19 protein-coding genes are annotated in these 22,538 nt (G+C 44.4%); 5 read left to right on the forward strand and 14 right to left on the reverse strand.

Annotation, left to right across the window (positions count from 1 at the left end; translation table 11 throughout):
• Positions 1 to 9 precede the first annotated feature (9 nt).
• Positions 10 to 1,002, reverse strand: coding sequence for a zinc-binding dehydrogenase (locus R7Q46_RS17945; protein ID WP_170890260.1), 993 nt, complete (start codon positions 1,000 to 1,002; stop codon positions 10 to 12).
• Between the two features lie 346 nt (positions 1,003 to 1,348).
• Between R7Q46_RS17945 and R7Q46_RS17950 the strand changes: the two genes are divergently transcribed.
• Positions 1,349 to 2,422, forward strand: a complete 1,074-nt coding sequence (locus tag R7Q46_RS17950; protein ID WP_249372649.1) for a permease — start codon at positions 1,349 to 1,351, stop codon at positions 2,420 to 2,422.
• Positions 2,423 to 2,519: 97 nt separating this feature from the next.
• On the opposite strand, the gene R7Q46_RS17955 is transcribed toward R7Q46_RS17950, so the two are convergent.
• Positions 2,520 to 3,281 carry a transporter substrate-binding domain-containing protein gene (locus tag R7Q46_RS17955; RefSeq protein WP_005388903.1) on the reverse strand — a complete coding sequence of 254 codons (762 nt, stop codon included), beginning with the start codon at positions 3,279 to 3,281 and terminating at the stop codon, positions 2,520 to 2,522.
• 120 nt (positions 3,282 to 3,401) lie between these two features.
• Complete coding sequence (locus R7Q46_RS17960; RefSeq protein ID WP_005377333.1) at positions 3,402 to 3,920, reverse strand: cysteine hydrolase family protein; 519 nt, start codon at positions 3,918 to 3,920, stop codon at positions 3,402 to 3,404.
• Between the two features lie 120 nt (positions 3,921 to 4,040).
• Between R7Q46_RS17960 and R7Q46_RS17965 the strand changes: the two genes are divergently transcribed.
• Positions 4,041 to 4,952 (forward strand): GlxA family transcriptional regulator, encoded by a 912-nt coding sequence (locus tag R7Q46_RS17965; RefSeq protein ID WP_170890258.1) that lies wholly within the window; start codon positions 4,041 to 4,043, stop codon positions 4,950 to 4,952.
• A 204-nt stretch (positions 4,953 to 5,156) separates the two neighbouring features.
• On the opposite strand, the gene R7Q46_RS17970 is transcribed toward R7Q46_RS17965, so the two are convergent.
• The 3 genes from R7Q46_RS17970 to R7Q46_RS17980 all read right to left on the reverse strand — a co-directional run bounded on the left by R7Q46_RS17970 (position 5,157) and on the right by R7Q46_RS17980 (position 8,049).
• Positions 5,157 to 6,206: an alcohol dehydrogenase family protein gene (locus R7Q46_RS17970; RefSeq protein ID WP_213877677.1), complete on the reverse strand. Its 1,050-nt coding sequence runs from the start codon at positions 6,204 to 6,206 to the stop codon at positions 5,157 to 5,159.
• The gene (locus R7Q46_RS17975) at positions 6,203 to 6,724 is read right to left on the reverse strand and encodes a TetR/AcrR family transcriptional regulator (RefSeq protein WP_064376743.1); all 522 of its coding nucleotides are present in this window, start codon (positions 6,722 to 6,724) and stop codon (positions 6,203 to 6,205) included. The genes R7Q46_RS17970 and R7Q46_RS17975 overlap by 4 nt, the downstream gene beginning before the upstream one ends.
• A gap of 143 nt (positions 6,725 to 6,867) precedes the next feature.
• A complete protein-coding gene (locus R7Q46_RS17980; RefSeq protein ID WP_017635963.1) occupies positions 6,868 to 8,049 on the reverse strand; it encodes an MFS transporter in 1,182 nt (393 codons plus the stop codon).
• A 159-nt stretch (positions 8,050 to 8,208) separates the two neighbouring features.
• Here R7Q46_RS17980 and R7Q46_RS17985 point away from each other — a divergent pair, with 159 nt between their 5' ends.
• Entirely contained in the window at positions 8,209 to 9,093 is an 885-nt protein-coding gene (locus R7Q46_RS17985) for a LysR family transcriptional regulator (protein WP_005377338.1), read from the forward strand.
• 115 nt (positions 9,094 to 9,208) lie between these two features.
• On the opposite strand, the gene R7Q46_RS17990 is transcribed toward R7Q46_RS17985, so the two are convergent.
• Together R7Q46_RS17990 and R7Q46_RS17995 are read right to left on the reverse strand one after the other, a co-directional pair.
• Positions 9,209 to 10,114 (reverse strand): TIGR03571 family LLM class oxidoreductase, encoded by a 906-nt coding sequence (locus R7Q46_RS17990; protein ID WP_170890255.1) that lies wholly within the window; start codon positions 10,112 to 10,114, stop codon positions 9,209 to 9,211.
• A 132-nt stretch (positions 10,115 to 10,246) separates the two neighbouring features.
• Complete coding sequence (locus tag R7Q46_RS17995) at positions 10,247 to 11,152, reverse strand: LysR family transcriptional regulator (protein ID WP_005377343.1); 906 nt, start codon at positions 11,150 to 11,152, stop codon at positions 10,247 to 10,249.
• Between the two features lie 112 nt (positions 11,153 to 11,264).
• Between R7Q46_RS17995 and dkgB the strand changes: the two genes are divergently transcribed.
• Complete coding sequence (dkgB, locus tag R7Q46_RS18000; RefSeq protein ID WP_053304418.1) at positions 11,265 to 12,065, forward strand: 2,5-didehydrogluconate reductase DkgB; 801 nt, start codon at positions 11,265 to 11,267, stop codon at positions 12,063 to 12,065.
• Between the two features lie 198 nt (positions 12,066 to 12,263).
• On the opposite strand, the gene R7Q46_RS18005 is transcribed toward dkgB, so the two are convergent.
• The 6 genes from R7Q46_RS18005 to R7Q46_RS18030 all read right to left on the reverse strand — a co-directional run bounded on the left by R7Q46_RS18005 (position 12,264) and on the right by R7Q46_RS18030 (position 18,462).
• Complete coding sequence (locus R7Q46_RS18005) at positions 12,264 to 12,956, reverse strand: SDR family oxidoreductase (RefSeq protein ID WP_213894461.1); 693 nt, start codon at positions 12,954 to 12,956, stop codon at positions 12,264 to 12,266.
• Positions 12,957 to 13,062: 106 nt separating this feature from the next.
• Positions 13,063 to 13,761, reverse strand: a complete 699-nt coding sequence (locus tag R7Q46_RS18010) for an IclR family transcriptional regulator (protein WP_017635969.1) — start codon at positions 13,759 to 13,761, stop codon at positions 13,063 to 13,065.
• Positions 13,762 to 13,848: 87 nt separating this feature from the next.
• Positions 13,849 to 15,819: a diguanylate cyclase gene (locus R7Q46_RS18015; RefSeq protein ID WP_262647574.1), complete on the reverse strand. Its 1,971-nt coding sequence runs from the start codon at positions 15,817 to 15,819 to the stop codon at positions 13,849 to 13,851.
• A gap of 186 nt (positions 15,820 to 16,005) precedes the next feature.
• On the reverse strand, positions 16,006 to 16,359 hold the full coding sequence (locus R7Q46_RS18020) for a DUF2750 domain-containing protein (RefSeq protein ID WP_005377352.1): 354 nt from the start codon (positions 16,357 to 16,359) through the stop codon (positions 16,006 to 16,008).
• Positions 16,360 to 16,534: 175 nt separating this feature from the next.
• Positions 16,535 to 17,149 (reverse strand): OmpA family protein, encoded by a 615-nt coding sequence (locus tag R7Q46_RS18025; protein ID WP_005377354.1) that lies wholly within the window; start codon positions 17,147 to 17,149, stop codon positions 16,535 to 16,537.
• 2 nt (positions 17,150 to 17,151) lie between these two features.
• Positions 17,152 to 18,462 carry a TolC family outer membrane protein gene (locus R7Q46_RS18030; protein ID WP_005389010.1) on the reverse strand — a complete coding sequence of 437 codons (1,311 nt, stop codon included), beginning with the start codon at positions 18,460 to 18,462 and terminating at the stop codon, positions 17,152 to 17,154.
• Positions 18,463 to 18,862: 400 nt separating this feature from the next.
• Here R7Q46_RS18030 and R7Q46_RS18035 point away from each other — a divergent pair.
• On the forward strand, positions 18,863 to 22,538 hold a 3,676-nt coding region (locus R7Q46_RS18035; RefSeq protein ID WP_318077670.1), incomplete at its 3' end, for a tandem-95 repeat protein.

The following is a 22,538-nucleotide window of genomic DNA, read 5'->3' on the forward strand; positions in this document are numbered from 1 at the left end:
TTTTATTAATTATTTTTGGTTCAGATTAACGACAATCTTTCCAACTGTTCTCTGATTTCGCATGTCCAAGAGTGCGTTACCTACATCTTCTAAGCCGATGATCTTCAGTTTCGGTACTTCCAATTCTCCATTTTCTAATAGCTCAGACACTTCCTTTCCGGCATTAACGATACTTGCAAACCCTCTCTCGCCAAAGACATGACCAGAGCCCAAACTTATTTGGTGGAAGCCCAAGCCTTTTAAGAAGGCATCTGGATATTGAGAAGGGTCGACAGTCTTGACGAGCTCCACCATTTCTCCCTCAAAGGTTAACACCGAGGCTGCAATTCGGTCGTTATCACCGCCTACACAATCGAGTGCAACCTCAACGCCATGATTTCCGGTAATGTCCATTACTCGCTGAACTACATCTTCATGATGATAATCAATCATATGGGTTGCTCCTAACGAGGACAAATATGCGTGATTAGCTTCTGAACTAGTAGCAATGATCTGTTCAACACCAAATGTCTTTGCTAACTGAATAGCAAAGCTTCCAACGCCGCCAGCACCTCCGGCGATAAAAATGCTGCTTCGATTTGAAATATCGAGCTTGTCTACCAAAGCGCGATATGCGGTCCAGGCTGCGCAAGGTGTAGATGCTGCCACTTCAACCGGAACCTGAGGGTGCTTTATGAGCGTTCTTGAATCATGGATAGCAAATTCAGCGAATCCACCGTGATGGCGTCTCATGTTTCCGTGATACAACACTTTATCGCCAACCTTCCAATCAACGACCGCATCGCCTACAGAGACTATTTCTCCTGATACGTCTAACCCGCCAACAAAATTGTTACCCATGTTAGTGACCATGTCTGACCAATAATGAATTTTTGCATCGACAGGGTTCAAACCAACAGCGTTAACTTTAACCAATACATCAAATTGGGTTTCTAGTTTTGGTGTAGGTAATTCGGATAAAGAGAAAGTATCGTTATCTCGTTGGTAAGTTATCGCTCTCATAGGTTTTCCTCATTATTAAGAATGGTCGAAAGTCATACTAACTCAGAGGGTAGTACTGTAATAATTATCGTTTTTTCTTATTTTGATAATTTTAGGTTATGTTTGATAAAAAGGATTCGAGATGCTCTGAAATTATCATCGACAACCAGTCTGCATAGCTAATGACATGTAACTTTATGATAAGTAATGACTAGTTTTATTATTCCATTTTTATGGAAATATTTTGTTGATCTTTTGTTTTGTGATTCTATAATTCCAGAAATATCGAAATAAAGGCTTATCTATCAGGTAAGCTTGTTAGCGAAAAATGACGAGGAGAGTAAATGTGAATACAGAAATTATAATTATGGCTAAAGAAGCGCTGGATATGTTTGCGTTTCTAGCAACCGAACTTATCATCTTATTTCTGGCAATTAGCTACATTGTCGGTGTGTTGCAAGATTTTCTAACGCCAGAAAAAATTCAATCTATTCTCAGCTCGAAAAAGGGTAAAGGTTACTTCATTGCTGCGTTGCTAGGTTCGATTACGCCTTTCTGTTCGTGTTCGACCATTCCTTTCTTAAAAGGCTTGTTGCGTGCAAGAGCAGGTTTTGGACCTATGATGGTGTTCCTATTTGCAAGCCCGTTGCTTAACCCAGTGATTATTGGCTTGTTTGTGGTGACTTTTGGTTGGAAAGTTGCGGTATTTTACTTTGCTATCGCGATGTCAGTATCAGTGGTAGCAGGCTATGTACTTGAAAAACTAGGGTTTGAACGTTACGTCAAACCAGAAGCATATCAAGCGGTAGGTTCTTCTTCGTGCGGTACTTCTTGTGGCGATTCAAGCAAGAAAAAAGAAGAAGTGAGACCAGCACCAATCTGTGGTACCAGCGCCTGCAATGAACCTACGCCAGTTGCGGCGAAAACATCTTGCTGTGGTGATGCACCAAAACCTGAACCTAAAGTGGAAGTGTCCTGCTGTTCATCAGACGGTAGTGCAACAGCGACAGTCGTGGAAGAGAAAGAGCCTAGCCGCTGGGTACGTATTTGGCAATCAACTTGGAAAGACTTTAAGCAAGTGTTCCCTTATCTCATGATGGGCATTGCGATTGGTTCATTTATCTATGGCTTCATCCCGACGGAGTTCATTGCGGAGTTCGCTGGTGAAGCGAAGTGGTACGCGATTCCGGTCGCAGCAATCATTGGTATTCCATTGTACATCCGTGCAGAGGCGGTCATTCCACTTAGCGCGGCACTAGTACAAAAAGGTATGGCTCTTGGATCTGTTATGGCGCTTATTATTGGTAGTGCTGGCGCAAGTCTTACAGAAGTGATTTTGTTGAAATCAATTTTTAAGAACCAAATGATCGCTGCCTTCCTAATCGTTATCTTAACGATGGCCATGGGAGCGGGTTACTTATATACGTGGGTTTTTTTATAAAAATAACCCTCGGGCGACTGCTCGAGGGCTCTGTTTTTGTCGCCATATAGGGAAAGGGAAGTTTCCTATACCGCGCAGGCTATAAAAAATAGCGAGGTTACTCGTAAATACTATAGGAGAAATATTTGCTGGCGATGGTTTTATGCTTACCGCTCTGGATCAATTTTTGTATTCCGCTATCGAGTAATGCTTTTAATTCTTTGTCTTGTTTTCTCACTGCTACGCCAATGCCACGGCCGAACCACTTTTCCTCTGTAAACGCTGGTCCAGTAAAGTGATAGCCTTCACCTTGTGCAGTTTCAAGAAAACCAGCACTTAAACCGATTGAGCCGCCAAATACAGCATCTAACCGTCCATTGAGTAGATCGGTAAATGCCTCATCGAACGTACCATAACGACGAATATCAATATCTGGATACAAGGCAGAAAGGTACTTATCACCAATTGTGGCTCTTTGAACTCCAATAGATAAACGATTTAGGCTGCCGTCATCCATGTTGATTTCTCTATCATTTTTCATTACAAAACGAGTCGGTACTTTTGCATAAGGGACGGTGAAATCGACTTTCTTTTCTCGTTCTTCTGTGATTGTCATTGCAGCAATAATCGCATCGTTCTTGCGACTAAGGAGAGAAGGGATGATGCCATCCCAATCCATTTTTGAGATAACGCACTTTACTTCTAACTCTTTGCATAACGCGTTAGCGAGGTCGACTTCAAACCCTTCTAGCTTTCCCTCTTTTGTCGTCCAGCTAAATGGGGGGTAAGCCCCTTCAACAGTGAAGCGAATTTGTTTCCACTCTTTCGCATGGCTGAAAACTGAAAATAAGCTAATAAACAATACGACTATCCATTTCATAAACGTTTCCTTGTAACTATTTGGAAACCAATGTTTAACACAAAGTAAGCAAATATCAATGAAAGTGCATATATGTGTGACCTTTCGCCCGCATTGTGTGAGCGAAAGGTTTTACGTGTATTACAGCTTATCTTCAATAGTTACGAGGGGAACTCTCGTTGAGACAGCGTGAAGTGCAATGTTGTGAATCATTTCATCGACCGTGGTACAGCTATCCATTAAGATCGAAACATCATACTTGTCCGCAGATTTTGAGATAGCAGTATGTGTCACGCAGTTTTGTGTCATCATTCCGCATACAAGTAACTCCGTTACATTTTTGCTTGCCAATACTTCTTCTAAACGTGTTCCTTCAAAGCTATCTGCGAAGTGCTTTACCACGATTTCGGAATTCGGCGCTAAAGCAAGAACTTCTGGGTGAATATTGGCACCGTCGCTGCCTTCATTGAAGAATGGGGCAATACCCATGGCAGGGTCGGCAATATGCTGAATATGAATCACAGGAATGTTTTGCTCATTGGCTTTAGTTATTGCTCTCTTAACATTGTCTAAAGTCGATTCTGTATTCCATAAAGGAAACTTTCCTTCTGGGAAATAGTCGTTTTGCAAATCAATTACAAGTAGGGCTTTTTGAGTCATTTTCTTTTCCTTTTATTGAGGATCATTGCGGTAAGAATAATATAAAGACTTTTAGCTACCTTCTTTAGAGTCTAAAATGACACAAAAGAGTCAAAAAGCGACACTTGAAGATAATTGAAAATGAAAATAGCACTCGTTAATTACCCAGATAGCTCGCAAGCCTCCGTATATGGTTTAAGCGAACTCTTCGAGATGGCAAACCGTGCGGCGGCTAAATTGGGCGTTGATGTACACTTTGAAGTAGAGATATTGGATCACTGGTCAAACACGCACTTCGATGTGAAAACAGCGGTAATGATTCCGCCTAGCGGCACTGGTCAATATTACTTAGAACCAGAGCCAGAGCTACTCGACTGGTTAAAAGTCCAATATAGTAAAGGTGCGATTTTAGCCTCCGCCTGCGCTGGTACTTTTATTCTTGCTCAAACCCAGTTGTTGACCAATAAGTCTTGTACGACACACTGGGGCTTGGCTCCTTCATTAGCGAGTCAGTTTCCCGATATCCACGTAAGACAAGAAGCCATCCTTATTAACGAAGGAACGATCATTACGGCTGGGGGTATGATGTCATGGGTGGATTTAGGTTTGGAGTTGGTTTCCTTATTTGCGTCACCGGCAGTAATGCGCCTGTTAGGAAAAATGTTGGTTATTGATACTGGTCCGAGAGAGCAACGCTTTTATCAACAGTTTACCCCAAACTTCCAACATGGTGATGAGGTAATTGTTCAACTACAGCACTATATAAACGATCATTATCAAGGAAAACTGAGCAATAAAGAGCTTGCAGAGTTGAGTTGTTTAACAGAAAGGACATTGCAGCGACGCTTTAAAAAGGTGACAGGTTTCAATGTTAACCAATATATACAAAGCTTAAGAGTACAAAAAGCTTGTGATTTACTTGAGTCGACAACCCTAACATTTGACGCAATATCATTTAGAGTGGGTTACCAAGATGTGAGCGCGTTCAGGAAAATATTTAATAGGATCGTAGGTTTAACACCGAAGTCGTTCAGATCTCGGTTCTGTTCATGAACGCCAGAAGTAAGATACTGTTGGTATTAAACATTTATAACTCAGAAGCAAACACCACATATTTTTACAAGCTGGCTTAGCGTGATGAAAAGGGGTCACAAGCTAAGCCAACCGTAGCGTTCTCCTAATTACTTAACATTTTGTCGAGCGCTTAAAGTATTCTAAAATTACAACGACTTATATAGGCCGCTGTTAATCGAAAAGCTATGTGATTTCCAAAACCAGTTTCCCAGTATGTTGTTTGCGTGAAAATACTTCTTGCGCTTGACCTATCTGGTTTAAGGGAAATGACTCCGCGACTAAGGGACGAATTGCGTTCTGTTCGATATAGCGAACCAAGTTACCGAATACTTCTGGTGCCAAAACGGTACAACCAAATAACGCTAGGTCTTTAAGGTAAAGAGTTCTTACATCCAGCTCGACAATTGGGCCGCCTATGGCGCCGGAAACAGCGTATCTTGATCCTGGTTTTAGTACCTGAAGAAATTGTGGCCACTGCTCTCCTGCGACCAGATCAATCACTACGTCAACGCTGTTTTCTCCGAGAGTCGCCGGCAAATTTGCATCGCGAGGGATAACTTGGTTTGCTCCTAATGCCGTGATCTGTTCTTTCTTTTCTGGGCTGGCGATAGCAATGACGTATGCTCCACGCGCCTTCGCCAGTTGGATTGCGGCAGAGCCAACACCGCCGGATGCCCCTGAAATCAGTACGGTATCGCTCGCTGTGACATTAGAGCGGACAAGCATGTTCTCGGCAGTTGAATAAGAACAAGGGAAGGAGGCCAAGTCGATATCCGATAAACTACTCTTCACTGCATATGCATGTTTACTGTCAACAACAGTGAACTGAGCGAAGCCACCATCACATTCTGAACCGAAGTACCAAGGCGAGCTAAGTGCTTGACTGTTGAAGCGCGTAATACATGGTTCGATGAGCACGCGCTGGCCGACTCGTGATGGGCAGATATTCTCACCAACAGCGACGATGGTACCGCATACATCGGCACCTTGGATTCGAGGGAGAGATAGCGCGTCTCCTGACCAACTTGCATCCATGCTATTGGCGTCGTTTTTAGAATACCATGCTGTTCGGGTATTGATGTCGGTGTTATTGACTCCGGCGGCGGCAACTTGGATCAATACATCATCAGGCGAGGGGACTGGCACAGGTAGATCATCGCGGTAACGAAGCATATCTGGCCCACCATGACCGATAAGTTGGACGCCTTTCATGACTTTCGGGATTGTGGTCATTGATTGTTCTCCTTCATTAGTTCTAGCAGAGTGTGTTCAGCGGATGCAAAGGCAGCGTGACCGAGAACCGGCCATGCGTTGGATAGACCTTCATGTAACAAGAAGAGTGTGGTTGCGAGGTCTTCTCGCTGACTTAGTTGGCCCATAAGCTGACGGACCGCCAATTTGTGTTGTTTTACTGCTTGATTAATCGATAGATTTTCTGGATAGGCTGCTAATGCATTGATGGACATGCAGCCATTCGGTGCAAACTCCTTCATCCAATCCTCGAGGCGAGTGAATAGGTGTAATACAGCCGGTGTTCCATTGGCAGGGGCGTCTTCGAGCAAAAAACTCAAATACCTTTGATGGCGATGCTCGAGAGCTGCAACAATCATCGCTTCCTTGGAGGGGTAGTATTTGTACAGGGTTCTCAGGCTGACTTCGCAGGCGTTTTTGAGTTGGGGTACGCTCGGCTCGGCGAAGCCATACTGACTAAATGCTTTTTCTAGGCTTGCTGCGATTTTTTCTTTCACTATTTGACATACCAGGTAGAACGTTTGTTTTACCCAAGGGTAGAATAAACTTTCTACCTCAGTCAATGGTGTATTTAAACTCTGTATTGAAAGCCCGACGTAATGCCGGGCTAATTTAAGTGATTTTTATAGATTCGGAACGTGAATCAGTGTGCCGTTGCGTGCTGCTCTCCACGCTTGTCTAGCATTCCGCTGAAACGGGTTAGTAGTAGAGCACCTAATACTACGATCGCGCCAATCCAAGGTGTGTGCATCAGCCCAGCATTGGCCACGATAAGGCCACCGCCCCAAGAACCCAGTGCAATACCTACGTTAAATGCAGCAATGTTGAGACCGGAAGCGACGTCGACTGCATCAGGTGAATATTTCTCTGCTAGTTTGACAACATAAACTTGAAGTCCTGGAACGTTACCAAAGGCAAAGGCACCCCAGACAAGAATGGTCACTACTGCAGAAATTGGATTAAATGCTGTGACACTAAACACGAGCAATACCACAATTAGGCCCGAGAAAATCGCTGTCAGAGCTTTGATTGGCCCCATAGAGTCGGCCATCTTTCCGCCCCAGATGTTGCCGAATGCGACTGATACACCATAAACCAACATAATTAGGCTGATAGCGCTAGAGCCAAACCCCGAAACTTCTTCCAAAATAGGAGCCAAGTAAGTGAAGGCTGTGAACGTACCACCGTAACCGAGCGCGGTGATTGCGTACACCAAAAGTAGACGAGGTTGAGTCAAGACTTTTACTTGCGATGACAGCTTGGTTGCTGGTGGTTGTTTCAGATTACTCGGCACTAGCAGAGCGCTTCCTATCAGTGCGATGATTCCAAGGATCGCGACGATTAGGAAGGTTGCCTGCCAACCAAATGTCTGGCCAATCCAGGTGCCAAGTGGCACGCCCGTCACTAGAGCTACGGTGAGACCGGTAAACATAATAGCAATTGCGCTAGCGGCTTTTTCTTTTGACACTAGGCCAGTGGCGATAGTCGAGCCGATCGAAAAGAACACACCGTGTGCAAGCCCGGTCAGTATCCTTGCTGTAACTAGTGTGTTGTATCCAGGTGCTTGCCAGGCTAACAGATTGCCAAGAACAAACAGTGCCATAACAGAAAGCAGAACGTACTTTCTTTTCCAGTTACCAGTCAGCGCTGTTAAAACGGGAGCACCAACCGCAACACCAAGTGCGTACAGGCTAACTAAAAGACCCGCTGAAGGTAATGATACGTTGAGGTCGGAGGCCATAGTCGGTATCAGACCGACAATTACAAACTCCGTGGTTCCAATAGCAAAGGCGCTCAGCGTCAATGCAAGTAAAGCTAAAGGCATAACAACTCTCTCTTATAATCATTGAATATGAATGGATAAACGAATAGCCCGTTTCCATGTCGTGTATTATTAAAGAGTTATTCGTTGCGAAAAATGGTGTTTATTACAAAATACTTTTGCTATAAATGATGGAAATGCGCAGTTAAGAAAGGGGGTGAAATGTTAACCCGATCAGATGAATTAGAGATTCTGATGGCAGTTGTGGATAGTGGCGGATTTTCTTCCGCTGCTGATGCACTAGGTATTCAAGTCGCTAGGGTATCTCGTGCGGTTAGTAAAGTTGAATCACAGTTGGGGGTAACGTTGCTGAATCGCACGACGCGCAGAGTCGAAGTTACTGAGGAAGGGCATCAGTTTGTTGAAGCGGTTCGCTTAGGTTTACTACAAATACAGCAAGCTGAAGAAGAGATCATTACACGAGGTGAATTACCCAAGGGGCGCTTAAGAGTTGATGCCGCTAGCCCATTTGTTTTACATCAACTCGTGCCGTTAATTCAGCCATTTAAAGAGGCTTATCCTGATATTCAACTCGATCTTACCTCTAATGAGGGTTTTGTGGATCTATTGGAAAAAAGAACCGATGTGGCGATACGTATTGGACGATTATCGGATTCAACACTGCATGCTAAACCTTTAGGAACAAGCCCACTATTTATCGTTGCCACGCCTGGTTATTTATCTAAACGAGGTTTCCCTGAAGCGGTGAGCGATTTGCGCAGTCATAACTTGATCGGTTTTTCTGGCGCTAAAGTGTTAAATCAGTGGCCATTACGAGGGTTTGAGATGATAGAGCCTGATATCCTATCCAGCAGTGGTGAAACGGTTAGACAGTTAGTGCTGGCAGGGAACGGCATTGCATGTTTATCTGGCTTTATGGTGAAAGATGATCTTGATTCTGGACGGTTAGTGGCATTGTTTGAATCGGAAAAAATCACAAATACTGGACGAGAACAGGTCAATGCTGTGTTCTACAAATCTTCTTCAGTCTCTAAGCGTATTTCCGCGTTCATCGACTTTATTCAACCAAGACTTACTTTAAAATAACACTATTATTGTTGTTTTAACAAAAGAGTTTTGTCGTTATTGCAGCTTTTGTTTTTCCAACTGCCAAGCCTAGCGTGCCACCCCTTAGTAAGGTGGCACATATTTTTATTTGCTCTTAGTTAAAGCGTGGCAACACGTACTGAGCGATCTGTTCCATTGATTTATCAATTGGTTGGCTATTACGACGGAAATGCAACCCGATGTGATTGACTCCTGCTTCTTGCATTTTTTCTAGCTCATCGCTCAAGCCATTGACTCCGGCCTGGATACCAAAATGATGCCGAACGACTGGTGCATTTGGGTTATCGACTAAATCAAGATGAATAAAGCTGGCGTAGGGTTTGTTTCCCGCTACGGAGCGCCAAAGTGCAACGCGGTGTTCATGATCATCAGGTGTGCCTGGGTAGGCGAGCCAGCCGTCTAGGTTTTCTCCTATCCATTGTGGACTTTGCTGCGCTAACCCTGCGACATAGATAGGAATATCAGCAAACTCGGGTAATAACTGTAGATCGTTACCCAGCTTATCATTTTGCGTATCTTTCAAAATCTCTACACTTTCTCGAAAAGCTGAGCCACGGCTGTCAAAGTTGGCGTTAAAAACGGGATATTCACTAGGACGGTCTCCACTAGCCACACCGAGTATCAGGCGGTCACCACTTAACTCGTTGATGGTCGCAGCGGCTTTTTTCACTAGCCAAGGTTGTCTTAACGGTAATACTATCGCTGCTGTCCCTAGTAGAATGTTGTCGGTGCACGCAGAGAGATAGCCAAGATAACTGAACGGTTCATAAATTTGTGCCGCGTCTCCAAAGTTAGGGTCGTACAACGGGACATCTCTCACCCACGCTACGTTAAAGCCTAACTTATCGGCTAACATAATACGCTGTTTATGTACACTCATGTCTGGTACGCCGAACGGTTTTCGTTGGAGCAGGCGTTTTTTCTGGCCTTCTTGGGTCCAGTCATTATCTAGGGGGAGCTCAACCCCGATGGTGAATCTGTTACTTAAATCTTTATGCATTATGAAGCCTGACTATTACTGTGAGTACTAGGAGGCAAGGTGCCTCCCTGATATTCAGGACACTATGAGATTTTTGTTGTGAGAAAAAGCGGCAAAAAGACAAAAGTGTTTTGCCACAAACAGCGGTGGTCTTTAAAGGAACTGGTGGTTCTCTACCTTGATTTCTTGCTTGATGAAGTCAATAAAAGAGCTGATCCGGCGTGAGGTACTGGCATTTTTGTAATACACCGCATGAACGGGCTGTTCGACATTATGCGTGTGTTCACTAAGCACGCCCACTAAGCGACCAGCTTGTCGGTCAGAGTAGGTCATAAAGTCAGACAGGCAAGCTATCCCCGCACCATGTAAGGCTAAACATCTTAGCGTCTCGCCATTATCAGATCTTAGGCTACTCATAATACGCAGAAGTTTGTTCTTATCATCCATGATCGGCCATTCCTTAAGATACTCCGGCTTGTTGAATCCAAGTAGCTTGTGATTGAGTAACTGATCTATTGAGGTTGGAGTACCATGTTGTCTTAAATACTCTGGACTCGCGACTATTCGAATCCGACTTTTACCAAGAAATATCGCGCGCATGGTTGAGTTTTGTAGCTCACCGATACGAAAAGCAATATCGGTTTTTGTTCCCAAAAGGCTAATATTTTCCTCATTGGAATTGAGATCGATTTCGACTTCCGGATACAAGCTCTGATATTTAGCAATGTGCGGCGTTAGTACGTGCAGTAAGAAGGGGGTAGCTGCGTTTATTCGTAGGAGGCCAGAGGGCTTATATTTCTGGCTTTTCAGTTGTGCTTCGGCATTCTCTACTGCTTCTACAATATGTCTGACTTTATCGAGATATATCGTTCCTTCGTTAGTAACATCTAACTTACGGGTTGTGCGATTTAACAAAGTCGTTTCGAGTTTGGCTTCTAGCCGAGATACCGATCGACTCACCGCCGAGACGGTCATCGATAACAGTTCAGCCGCAGAGCTGATTGAACCCGTATCGACCACGGCCATAAAGGTGCGCATTTCATCTAGAGTAGCTTTCATTGTTGAATATATTTCAAATTAGATTTGAGTATTGTTAACTTTACGGAAAGTTTCTTGCGGCGTAAAGTTTTGCTTCGAATCAACTATAAAATCGATAATTCAGGAGATTTAGATGAAAGTACCATCATTTGGCGTCGGCACGTTTCGTTTAGAGGGTGAAGTAGTTAAGGATTCAGTCCGTAATGCGTTAGAAGTGGGTTACCGCGTAATTGATACTGCACAGATTTACGGTAATGAGGCAGAAATCGGTGAAGTATTGACACAGTCCGGTATTGCACGTGATGAGCTATTCATTACGACCAAGATCTGGGTTGATAACATGAACACGGAACAACTCATTCCAAGTCTAAAAGAGAGCTTAGAAAAGCTAAATACAGATTATGTGGATTTGACCTTGATCCACTGGCCTGGCAATAACAATAACTTGAACGAATACATGGCTTCATTACTTGAAGCTAAATCGCAAGGGTTAACCCGTAATATTGGCGTATCCAACTTTAATATTGACTTGTTGCAACAAGCGATAGAAGTGGTCGGTAAAGAGAATATTGTTACTAACCAAATCGAGCTTAGCCCTTATTTGCAAAATCGTAAGTTGGTCAGCTTCATGCAGGAAAACGATATTCAGGTAACGTCTTACATGACCTTGGCATATGGGAAAGTACTTGGGGACCCAACTATTGCAGGTATTGCTGAGGACTATCAGGCCACGCCAGCTCAAGTCGCGCTTGCTTGGGCTTTGTCAAAAGGTTACGCGGTGATCCCGTCTTCAACTAAACGAGAGAATTTAGCAAGTAACCTGAAAGCACTTGAACTTAATCTGAGTGAAGAGGCGATTGCAAAGATAGATGCGTTGGAAAGAAATGGCCGCGAAGTAAACCCTGAAGGGCTAGCGCCTGAGTGGGATGATTGAGTGAGTTTCACAGGAAATCATTGCCTAAATGACACCTCTGCAATCGCTGACTTCCTCAGCGTTTGACGGTAGTACAACACCATAGACGATAACGGCTCGCTTGTCTGACGATAGTGCGAGCTTTTATCTTTTTGGCCTATTAGTTTACTGTATTCTCCCGGCCTTCAATTTGGCCGGGAGACGTCATTTAGAGAACAGTTACCATTCGATTGTAGAGCCATCAAATACGCGGAAGCTTCCGGATTGCTCAAGTGTTAGCTGTTCTGCGACCGAAACAATGCCTGCAACACTTTCCTCGGCAGAAAAGGTTGCGTCCTCACCGCCCATATCGGTTTTTACCCAGCCGGGATGAACTGCGACAGTTTTTACTCCTTGCGATTCGAGATTGCGTGCTGCTGATACTAGAACCTGATTAAGCGCTGCTTTAGATGCTCGATAACTGTACATGTTACCTGAACTGTTATCGCTTAAACTCGCAACTCGGGTTGAGATTCCCACGATGGTTTTGTGCTGACTTTTCGCAACGTTGTCTTGTAGGGCTTGAATTAGCAGGGCAGGTGCGACGGTATTTATGTTTAGTACTTCTAGCCATTTTTTCTGGGTCATTTCGCCAAGCGTTGCACACTCTTCGCCTAATACACCTGCATTCAGAATTAAATAATCGAGCGGACGATCCGCTAATCGAGTGGCTAACTGATCGATATCTTGTTGGTTAGTGACGTCTAGAGCCATCAGTTGAAGTTGATTAGATTGGGTTACTAGTTCATTGAGCTGCTTAGCATTTTCTGGTGAACGACAAGTTGCGATAACTTGCCAACCTTTTCCAAGGTAGTGGCGGACAAATTGCAAGCCTAAGCCACGGTTAGCGCCAGTGATTAATACAGTAGACATCGCTTCTCCTACGTTGTTGAGTTGAACAACGACCATATTAGAGGCGACGTATAAGCATGTAATCAAAACAGTATAAAAATGGCCTAGGATTCGACATTGTCAAATCTTAAAGTTTGAGAAAGATGCTGGCAAAGTGTTTTAGCCTAGTGACCGTCAGTTCGGAGGCAGCACCGCTGACACCTGCAACAGCAACGACCTTACCATCCAAGTAAAGGGGGATCGCTAAGCAATTGAGGTTTGGCTCTGCCTCTTCTAAATCGAGTGCGTAACCTGATAATACAACCTGATTAAGTTCAGTTTCTAACGTGGGGGATATTTGGCTTTCAAGGCGCAATGTTCGGCGAAGCTCATCATCAAAACTAAGAAAAACCTTGCCGATCGCAGATGTTGTGAGTCCTTCTCGTTTCCCTCTCGGGCTACGGATAGTAAGAGGGTTATCCTGCTCTATAGCATCGATATACAAGTACTCTTTAGCGCCACTTTGTACAGCGAGGTAAGCAGTGTTGTTAGTCATTTGGGCCATTTTTTTCAGCAATGGAACAAAATGTTGTCGGATAGCTTCGTTTTTTTGTTCAATCGGCTTAGACAGTTCATAGCATCTAAACCCTAGGCTGTAGCTATGGTTGTGTTTGGATACATATCCAAGAGAGTGTAGAGTCGCAAGTAACCCGTGAACAGTCGTCTTATTTAACTGGATCGCATTACTGATCGTCTGTAATGATAGGGGAGACTCACTCATCGAGAGCAACTCGAGGATTAGAAAACCTCGCTCTAGAGACTGAATGTTTTTTCTTGCCTTGGGCACAAAGACTCCTTGATGATGGTGTTGCATCTGAATGGCTTACTGATGCTTCCACCTATAACAAACCACTACGCTGGTGGTTTGGTTTTATTAGAGAATATACTCAGCACTTAAACTGATCGGCTCGTTGTATGCATCCACAAGGGAGTTTTTTCCTTGCTTCTTAGCATTGTATAACGCTTGGTCTAATATCGAATAGAGCTCATCAAAGTTGGTGAGTGGCATTGAGGTTGATAGATAGGCCAGACTCGCAGATATATTCAATTGATGGTTATTAAGCGAATGTACACTCTTTTCTGAAATTGTTTTATGCAGACTTTGTATTCTAAAGGGAACGTCAATCTCATCGACGTTTTTCAATAGCAAGATAAACTCTTCTCCACCTAAACGACCCAAGTACTCTCCCTTATTAAGTTTAGCTTTAAGCGCTTTGCATACCTGTTGTAGTACTAAGTCGCCAGTCGGATGACCATACTGATCATTAATCGCCTTAAAGTCATCTAGATCGATTAATGCTAGAACGTAGCGGAAGTCTCCTTCCGCTTTGGAGGTGTGGCTTTTAATCGTCTCTATAATTGCCGCTCTGTTTAATGCACACGTTAAGCTGTCTATTTTGGCTTTTAAGCGTGTTTGTCGCTGAACCATCAATGCCAGAGCGAGGAGAATCAATAAACAGAAAACAACAAAATTATAAGTGCGTTGTTGGTCTGTGAGTTTTTCAAACTGGTACTGACTTAGAAGAGTTTCGTTGTTCAACTGCGCGACTTGTAGATCATATTCATACTCTTTTTTAGTGAGATCTAGTGCCTCTAACGCCTTGATATTACTCGCGTCTCGGTTCGTTAGTTCAATCGTCGAGTAGGCCTTGTGATGCTCCAGCGCCTTTTTGTAATCATTTTGAGCTTGGTATGCTTTTGAGAGGAGTAATTGGGCTTGCGCTTGCAATAAGGGCCTAGCGTTTTTTACCGCTAATCTTAACGCAATTGTACCGTGTTCAATCGATTTTTCGGGTGTATGGTTCTTTGAATATGCCAATCCAGCAGCCAAATGACCCTCTGTTTCAAGGTGCGTATTCTCATAAGTTTGGGCAATGTTTAATGCTCTTCCAATGTAATCTACCGCGGTATCCAATTGCCCAGAATCGGCCAAAGCAGCAGATAACCCTAAATAGGTCAACCCTTGCCCGTATGGGTAATGAAGTTGTTCGAGAATCGTTAATGCATTTTTGTAGTGGCTGATGGACTTATCGAGTTCTTTGGATTTTCTGTACATCGCTCCTAGACTATGTTCGACTTGCGCAACTTCAAGAGGTGTCCCTTCATCTTGGCGAACCAGTAAGGCTTGAATGAGATATTGCTCTGATTGTTCAAATTGCCCCAGCTCTGCAAGTAAATTGCCGACGTCATTGTAAATCCCTGAAGGATCGCTTTGCGTCGACATGTTGGCCATCAACTGTCGATACAAACTTAAGGCTTTTTCATAGTCACCACGGTAATTGTAGTTATTTGCTACCACGCGCAAAGCAAGATCAACAGGGAAGTTTTCTTGATGCTTATGATTTAAGTGGCTCTCTATGGATGAGCAATAAAAGTTTGCTTTGTGATAACGACCTTGTTGATTCAGCGTATAACAAAGTTGATAGTTCATCAGAGCCTTGCCTTCGGAATCGGATATTTTCTTCATTGTCTGTCGCAAAGAAGAAAAGCTATCTACTGAGGCCTCGTAACTACCATGCTTACGTTCATTTAAGGCAAGAATATATTCTGATTCTAATTGAGAAAAATGGTTGTCTAAGACTTGACTGCTGCCGTAGTAAGGCTGATTTATGTTTGACATATATTCATAAATCAATCCACTTACGTAGAGCTTTTCGCTGTCCGATTTCGCTGTATGGTAGCGATCTTGAAGCATGCTCAATGCCGACTCAGGGTTGCTTCGTAGTGTGGTTTGGTAGACAGAGTGCCACTGTGTGATATTTTGGTTTGGTTCAATATCTTGAGTGTCGCTTGCATATACTGGAGTGAGCAAAAGTGACGCAAGCAAGGGATAGAGCACGCGCATGTTTAAACGAGCCTTTAATTTAAGGTGCCTTTAAAGTTGAGTTATCATAGCGCTTTTAACGCATCAGCGTTGTGATTAAGTTGGGTGTACTAAGAAAAAGAGTAGTGAAACTATGCACTTGGTCGAGATATTGAAAGAAGAGGCATAAAAAGAAAGACCTCAACATAAAGTTGAGGTCAGAAATCTTTAATCAATGTAAAGCTTTGCTAGATCTTGAGGCTCCATTTCTTTGCCTTCTAACTGATCGTTCCAGTTAGTTCCAACAAGAACACCATCTTCAGCAAGAGTCAAAAGCCAATCTTCAACAAAGATATCTAATGGGATTTCTAGTACAGTAAAATCTGCCCATTCTTCAACATTATGTGCTTCTGCATCTTCTTTAGAAGACCAGAAAGGCATGACTTCGCTGTTTTCGAATTCAGTTGAATCGCAAGATAGCCAACCTTCTTCATTGCGTAAACCCCAAACCAATTGGTTTTCTTTCGTTTCTGCAACAAAAAGGTCAAGGTTCGCTTGGATATCTGATGTAAGTTTGCTCATTTCAAAACTCTCGTTGTTATGACGTGGCTAGAGTAACACTAAAGTGCCGATTCCTAAAGCATAATACGGTTGTCGAAATGAGTAAAAATAAAGGAGCCGAAGCTCCTTTTCTGAGGTTAAGTATTCACTCGTTTTTGTTTGCTTTGTGCTTGCAGAGCAAACAAAAACAGGTACTTTACCTTTCTGGAAGAGTTGTGAATATTGTCCACTCTCTTTTTATCTCGCCTTTGTAACCAACGACTGATGCGGTTACTCGACGATTTAAAGCATGGCTGACTTCATCGGTCCCTTGCTGTGCTAAGTGAGTGTCACCAAAACCAACAATGCGGACTCTACTCGGTTCGATGTCGTAGCTTAGTAGGGCTTCACGGACATTGCGTGCTCGTCTTTCAGAAAGATCTTGGTTATGCTTTGAACCACCAACTTTACTAGCATAGCCGTGCAGCTCTATCGAAGTAGTAGGGTACTCTTTTAAAAAGTCGGAAAGCTCTCGGACTTGTCTTCTGAAGACTGGATTGATCTCATCAGAGTCGTTAGCAAAAAGTATCCGCACTTGCATGTTATCTGATGCTTTAATGTATTCTCCACAACCGTCGTTGTCGACCTCTGAGCCTTCAGGTGTACCTGGGCACATATCTCGAGCATTGATGACACCATCGTTATCGTCATCTTGCAAATCTGCTATTTGTTCTGCATTTGGTACAGGACGATACTCATATTCGTCTTCAGCAACAACGTGTTGAGTGATGGCGAGCATACCCAATGCAAATAGAATCTTCACTGGTTTCATGATCAGTACTCCACCTTTTCATTCCATTCTGTAGGTACATCGACACGCAAGGCATTTAACAATTGGCCAGTCGCGTTCATAACGCGGTACTTGGCGTACTGCTCTGAGTATCGAGCATCCAAGTAGTTCTTTCTCGCTTCGAAAAGTTCGTTTTCAGTATTTAACAAGTCCAGCAGAGTGCGTTTTCCAATGCGATACTGCTTTTCGTAGGCGATGACAGTTTCAGAGGCAGAATCTACGTGATCCGCTAGGAACTCTTTTTGTTGAAGTGTTAAATCTAACGCACTCCAAGATAGACGAAGACCTTCTTCGACTTGGCGGTATGCACGTTCTCTTAAGTCTTTTGCTTTATTTAGTTGGTAGGCAAAACTTTCAGCGTTGGCTACGTCACTACCACCGTTAAAGAGGCTGTAACGCATGCGCAACATCGCTGTTGTCTCTTCGCTGCTTCCTTCAATACCGCTTGCATCATCACGCCATGTTTGAGCCGCTTCTACCGATATCGTTGGGTAGTAAGCTCCCTTAGATTGCTTGTATTGGAACTTTGCAGAGTCCACATCAGCTACCGAGATTTTGATTACTGGGTGTGACTCGAATGCCAAGTCAATCGCTTCATCGATGGTGTAGGGAATAAAGTTTTGGTCCGCTCTTGGGAAAATCAATCCTTGTGGTGACTGTCCGACAAGGCGTGTAAAGGTGGTGTGGCTGTCATATAAGTTGTTCTGAGCTGCCACCAAGTTACCATGAGCCTTTGCTAAACGAGCCTCTACCTGGGTTAGGTCTGCTGTAGAACCGATACCTGAGTTAACTCGCTTTTTAATGTCTTCATAGATCTTCTTATGCACTTTCAAGTTATTCTCGGAAAGTGTAAGAATTTCATAAGCTTTTACTGAGTCTAAATAAACTTTCGCGACCTCTAGAGCGGTGTCTTGGGCATCAGCTAGAAGTTGATAACGGACCGATTCAGCATCAGCTGCTGTTCGATCCATATCATTAAGTGTCGCTGAACCATCCCATATTAGCTGGGTTAGTGTCACGGTGGCTTCTTTTCTTGTTAGATCGGTTGAATCTCGCCCTGACTCTGCAGGTTTGATTCCTTCGTAACCGATACCGGCATCTAAGTCTACGGATGGGAGGTAAGCACCACCAGATGCTTCATTCACATACTGCTTGCTAACGAATTCATTGAACGCACTTTTGATGTCAGGATTGGTTTTTAATGTGTTTTCAACCGCTTGCTCTAGCGTTTGCCCAAAAGCATGACTAGCGGTGAACATACCAATACAAAAGGCGTTGGCACGAGTCCACTTCACTGTGATTCTCCTAGATAATAGTAAAAATTCTCGAGGTGATAGGGCTTATAAGTGGAATACTTATAAGGGCGTCAATAATTTAGCGCACAATAACATTAATATGCGATGAAGTAACCTGTTGATTCGCTGTTCATTTGTTTCAATTTTGATAAATCAACCTACTAAATCTGCCTGAAACTTGAATTAAGATCTCAAATTAAAGATGAAGGTAATAGCTAGGAACGTGTGTCCAGATTTTAATAAAATAAAACACTTATGCATCTGGATTCTTATTGATGTATGACACATAATTACTTTATTGAGCATCAAATTGCTGTTATTGCACTATATATTCGGGCAATATATAGCAAATTAGTATTGTTAGTCAAAAACTTGACAGTTATTTAGGGTTAAGGTTTATATGGATCGTACAGCATTAGTGCCACTCGGTAATCAAGTCGTCGTAATAGGTTTGGATGGGCAGCTGAGAGTCCTTGCAGAAGGACAGCAGCCTCTACCAGGTGAAGTGATAGTGGCAATGACAGATGCTGCGCCTCAAGACCTGAAAATTCAGCTTGCTCAAGAGCAAGGTTTAAAAGATATTTCAGACGATGTAGCACAGATTATTAGTGCTATTGAGCAAGGTCAAGACCCTTCTGCTATTGATGAAGAACTCGCACCTGCAGCGGGTGAAAATAGTGGCTCCAGTTTGCAAAATAGTGCCACGATTGTACGAGATGGTACTGAAGTGCTAGCCTCAACAAACTTTGAAACTATTGGCTTAGAATCCCTCGGCTTATCTGAAACTCAAGCGTTGACCTTAAATGACTTCTTCACAACAGGTATCGAGACAAGTGGGGATGGCTCAAGTAAGCCACTTACTAATTCTCCAGTGACATTAAGCGCTGTTGAGGAAGATAGCGATCCAATCACGATAACTACTGAAGAATTACTATCGAACGTCAATATTGATGATGCCGATACTCTTGTCATTACAAACGTCACTATTGAGAGTGGGAATGGCACCTTAATTGATAACAGCGATGGATCTTGGACTTACATTCCAGAGGCTGACGATGACACTGAAGTGTCATTCTCCTATGACATTATTGATAACGATGGCGGTGTTATTAATGGCACTGCTAACTTAGATATTACGCCTGTTAATGACGCGCCAATAGCAACTAATGATGCGATTCAAACTGACGAGGATTCCCAGGTTGTAATTGATGTGCTCGCTAACGACAGTGATATTGAAGGTGATGATTTAATCATTACCTCTGCTTCTGTACCAGAAGAGCAAGGTATCGTTGAGATTATCGATGGTAAGCTTGTTTTCACTCCGGCTGAAAATTTCAACGGTAATGCAACGATTAGCTACACCATCTCAGATGGTGAGTTAGAGGATGAAGCTCAAGTTTCGGTAACAGTAAACTCAGTTAACGATGCGCCTATTGCCTCTAATGATACAACAATTACAGAGGAAGATAGCTCAGTAACGATTGATGTCCTGCCAAACGATACCGATATTGATGGCGATACGCTGTCGATTGAATCGGCGTCCGTACCTGAAGCGCAAGGCACAGTCGAGATTGTTGATGGCAAACTGGTCTTCACACCGGCTGAGAACTTCCATGGCGATGCTGAAATTACTTACACCGTGACCGATGGTGCACTGACCGACCAAGCGACGGTCAACGTCACCGTGAATGCGGTGAACGACACGCCTGTGGTTGAAAGCAGCATTGCAGACCAAGCCTTGGCGGAAGACTTTACGCCATACAGCATCGATCTAAATACCGCTTTCAGCGATGTGGATAATGTGGATGGTGAGTTAACGTTTAGCGTCTCTGGTAATAGCAACATTCAAGTGGCGATCGTCAATGGTATTGCTACGTTCACTCCAACCGCGGACTGGAACGGCTCAGAAACCCTAGCGTTTACGGCTACTGATCCAAGCGGTGAAAGCGTTAGCCAAACGGTGAACTTCACAGTAGCGCCTGTGGCGGACATCGTGGCAGATAAAGCGACGGTTGTGGAAGACACGCCGACCATCATTAAGGTTTTAGGTAACGACACGTTCGAAGGCGACGACAAAGTGGTGTCGATCGATACAAATAACGGTCCAGCTAACGGCACGGTCTCGGTCAATCCTGATGGCAGCGTCACTTACACGCCAAACGACAACTACCACGGGGCAGACAGCTTCACCTACATCGTTACATCGGGTGGGGTATCGGAGTCCACCACGGTGAACGTCGATGTGACGCCAGTGAACGATGCGCCCGTGGCAAACGATGACGCGGCAACAACACAAGAAGATACCGCTGTAACGATTGATGTCCTGCCAAACGACACCGATATTGATGGTGATACGCTGTCTATCCAATCAGCGTCTGTACCTGAAGCACAAGGGACAGTTGAGATTGTTGATGGCAAACTGGTGTTCACACCGGCCGAGAACTTCCATGGCGACGCCGAAATCACTTACACCGTGACCGATGGTGCGCTGACTGACCAAGCGACGGTCAATGTCACCGTGAATGCGGTGAACGACACGCCTGTGGTTGAGAGCAACATTGCAGACCAAACCTTGGCGGAAGACTTTACGCCATACAGCATCGATCTAAATACCGCCTTCAGTGATGTGGATAACGTGGATGGCGAGCTGAGCTTCAGTGTCTCTGGCAACAGCAACATTCAAGTGGCGATCGTCAATGGCATTGCTACGTTCACTCCAACCGCTGACTGGAACGGCTCAGAAATCCTAACCTTTACGGCTACCGATCCAAGCGGCGAGAGCGTTAGCCAAACGGTGAACTTCACAGTGGCGCCTGTGGCGGACATCGTGGCAGATAAAGCAACGGTCATGGAAGACACGCCAACCATCATCAAGGTCTTAGATAACGATACGTTTGAAGGCGACGATAAAGTGGTGTCGCTGGATACCAATAACGGTCCAGCGAACGGCACGGTCTCGGTCAACCCAGATGGCAGCGTCACTTACACGCCAAACGACAACTACCACGGTACAGACAGCTTTACCTACATCGTTACGTCCGGTGGGGTATCGGAATTCACCACGGTGAACGTCGATGTGACGCCAGTGAACGATGCGCCCGTGGCAAACGATGACGCGGCAACAACACAAGAAGATACCGCTGTAACGATTGATGTCCTGCCAAACGATACTGACATCGATGGTGATACATTACGTATTGACTCGGCGTCTGTGCCGAGTGACCAAGGTAAAGTCGAAATTATTGATGGCAAACTGGTCTTCACACCGGCTGAGAACTTCCATGGTGACGCCGAAATCACTTACACCATCACCGATGGTGCACTGACTGACCAAGCGACGGTCAATGTCACCGTAAATGCCGTAAACGACGCGCCTGTGGTTGAAAGCAGCATTGCAGACCAAGCCTTGGCGGAAGACTTTACGCCATACAGCATCGATCTAAATACCGCTTTCAGCGATGTGGATAACGTGGATGGCGATCTGAGCTTCAGCGTTTCTGGCAACAGCAACATTCAAGTGGCGATCGTCAATGGGATTGCTACGTTCACTCCAACCGCAGACTGGAACGGCTCAGAAGCGTTGACGTTTACGGCTACCGACCCAAGCGGTGAAAGCGTTAGCCAAACGGTGAACTTCACGGTAGCGCCAGTGGCGGACATCGTGGCAGATAAAGCGACGGTTGTGGAAGACACGCCAACCATCATTAAGGTTTTAGATAACGACACGTTCGAAGGCGACGACAAAGTGGTGTCGCTGGATAGCAATAACGGTCCAGCCAACGGCACGGTCTCGGTCAACCCGGACGGCAGCGTGACCTACACGCCGAACGACAACTACCATGGTACAGACAGCTTCACGTACATCGTTACGTCGGGTGGGGTCAGTGAGTCCACCACGGTGAACGTCGATGTCACGCCAGTGAACGATGCGCCAGTGGCAAAAGATGACACGGCAACAACACAAGAAGATACCGCTGTCACGATTGATGTCTTGCCAAGCGATACTGACATCGATGGTGATACATTACGTATTGACTCGGCGTCTGTGCCGAGTGACCAAGGGACAGTTGAGATTG

This window comes from Vibrio sp. 811, from assembly GCF_033339195.1.

Coding starts and splice junctions, on each gene's coding strand:
- R7Q46_RS17945 (WP_170890260.1), bottom strand. CDS start 1,002: ATGAGAGCGATAACTTACCAACGAGATAACGATACTTTCTCTTTATCC.
- R7Q46_RS17950 (WP_249372649.1), top strand. CDS start 1,349: ATGGCTAAAGAAGCGCTGGATATGTTTGCGTTTCTAGCAACCGAACTT.
- R7Q46_RS17955 (WP_005388903.1), bottom strand. CDS start 3,281: ATGAAATGGATAGTCGTATTGTTTATTAGCTTATTTTCAGTTTTCAGC.
- R7Q46_RS17960 (WP_005377333.1), bottom strand. CDS start 3,920: ATGACTCAAAAAGCCCTACTTGTAATTGATTTGCAAAACGACTATTTC.
- R7Q46_RS17965 (WP_170890258.1), top strand. CDS start 4,041: ATGAAAATAGCACTCGTTAATTACCCAGATAGCTCGCAAGCCTCCGTA.
- R7Q46_RS17970 (WP_213877677.1), bottom strand. CDS start 6,206: ATGACCACAATCCCGAAAGTCATGAAAGGCGTCCAACTTATCGGTCAT.
- R7Q46_RS17980 (WP_017635963.1), bottom strand. CDS start 8,049: ATGCCTTTAGCTTTACTTGCATTGACGCTGAGCGCCTTTGCTATTGGA.
- R7Q46_RS17985 (WP_005377338.1), top strand. CDS start 8,209: ATGTTAACCCGATCAGATGAATTAGAGATTCTGATGGCAGTTGTGGAT.
- R7Q46_RS17990 (WP_170890255.1), bottom strand. CDS start 10,114: ATGCATAAAGATTTAAGTAACAGATTCACCATCGGGGTTGAGCTCCCC.
- R7Q46_RS17995 (WP_005377343.1), bottom strand. CDS start 11,152: ATGAAAGCTACTCTAGATGAAATGCGCACCTTTATGGCCGTGGTCGAT.
- dkgB (WP_053304418.1), top strand. CDS start 11,265: ATGAAAGTACCATCATTTGGCGTCGGCACGTTTCGTTTAGAGGGTGAA.
- R7Q46_RS18005 (WP_213894461.1), bottom strand. CDS start 12,956: ATGTCTACTGTATTAATCACTGGCGCTAACCGTGGCTTAGGCTTGCAA.
- R7Q46_RS18015 (WP_262647574.1), bottom strand. CDS start 15,819: ATGCGCGTGCTCTATCCCTTGCTTGCGTCACTTTTGCTCACTCCAGTA.
- R7Q46_RS18020 (WP_005377352.1), bottom strand. CDS start 16,359: ATGAGCAAACTTACATCAGATATCCAAGCGAACCTTGACCTTTTTGTT.
- R7Q46_RS18025 (WP_005377354.1), bottom strand. CDS start 17,149: ATGAAACCAGTGAAGATTCTATTTGCATTGGGTATGCTCGCCATCACT.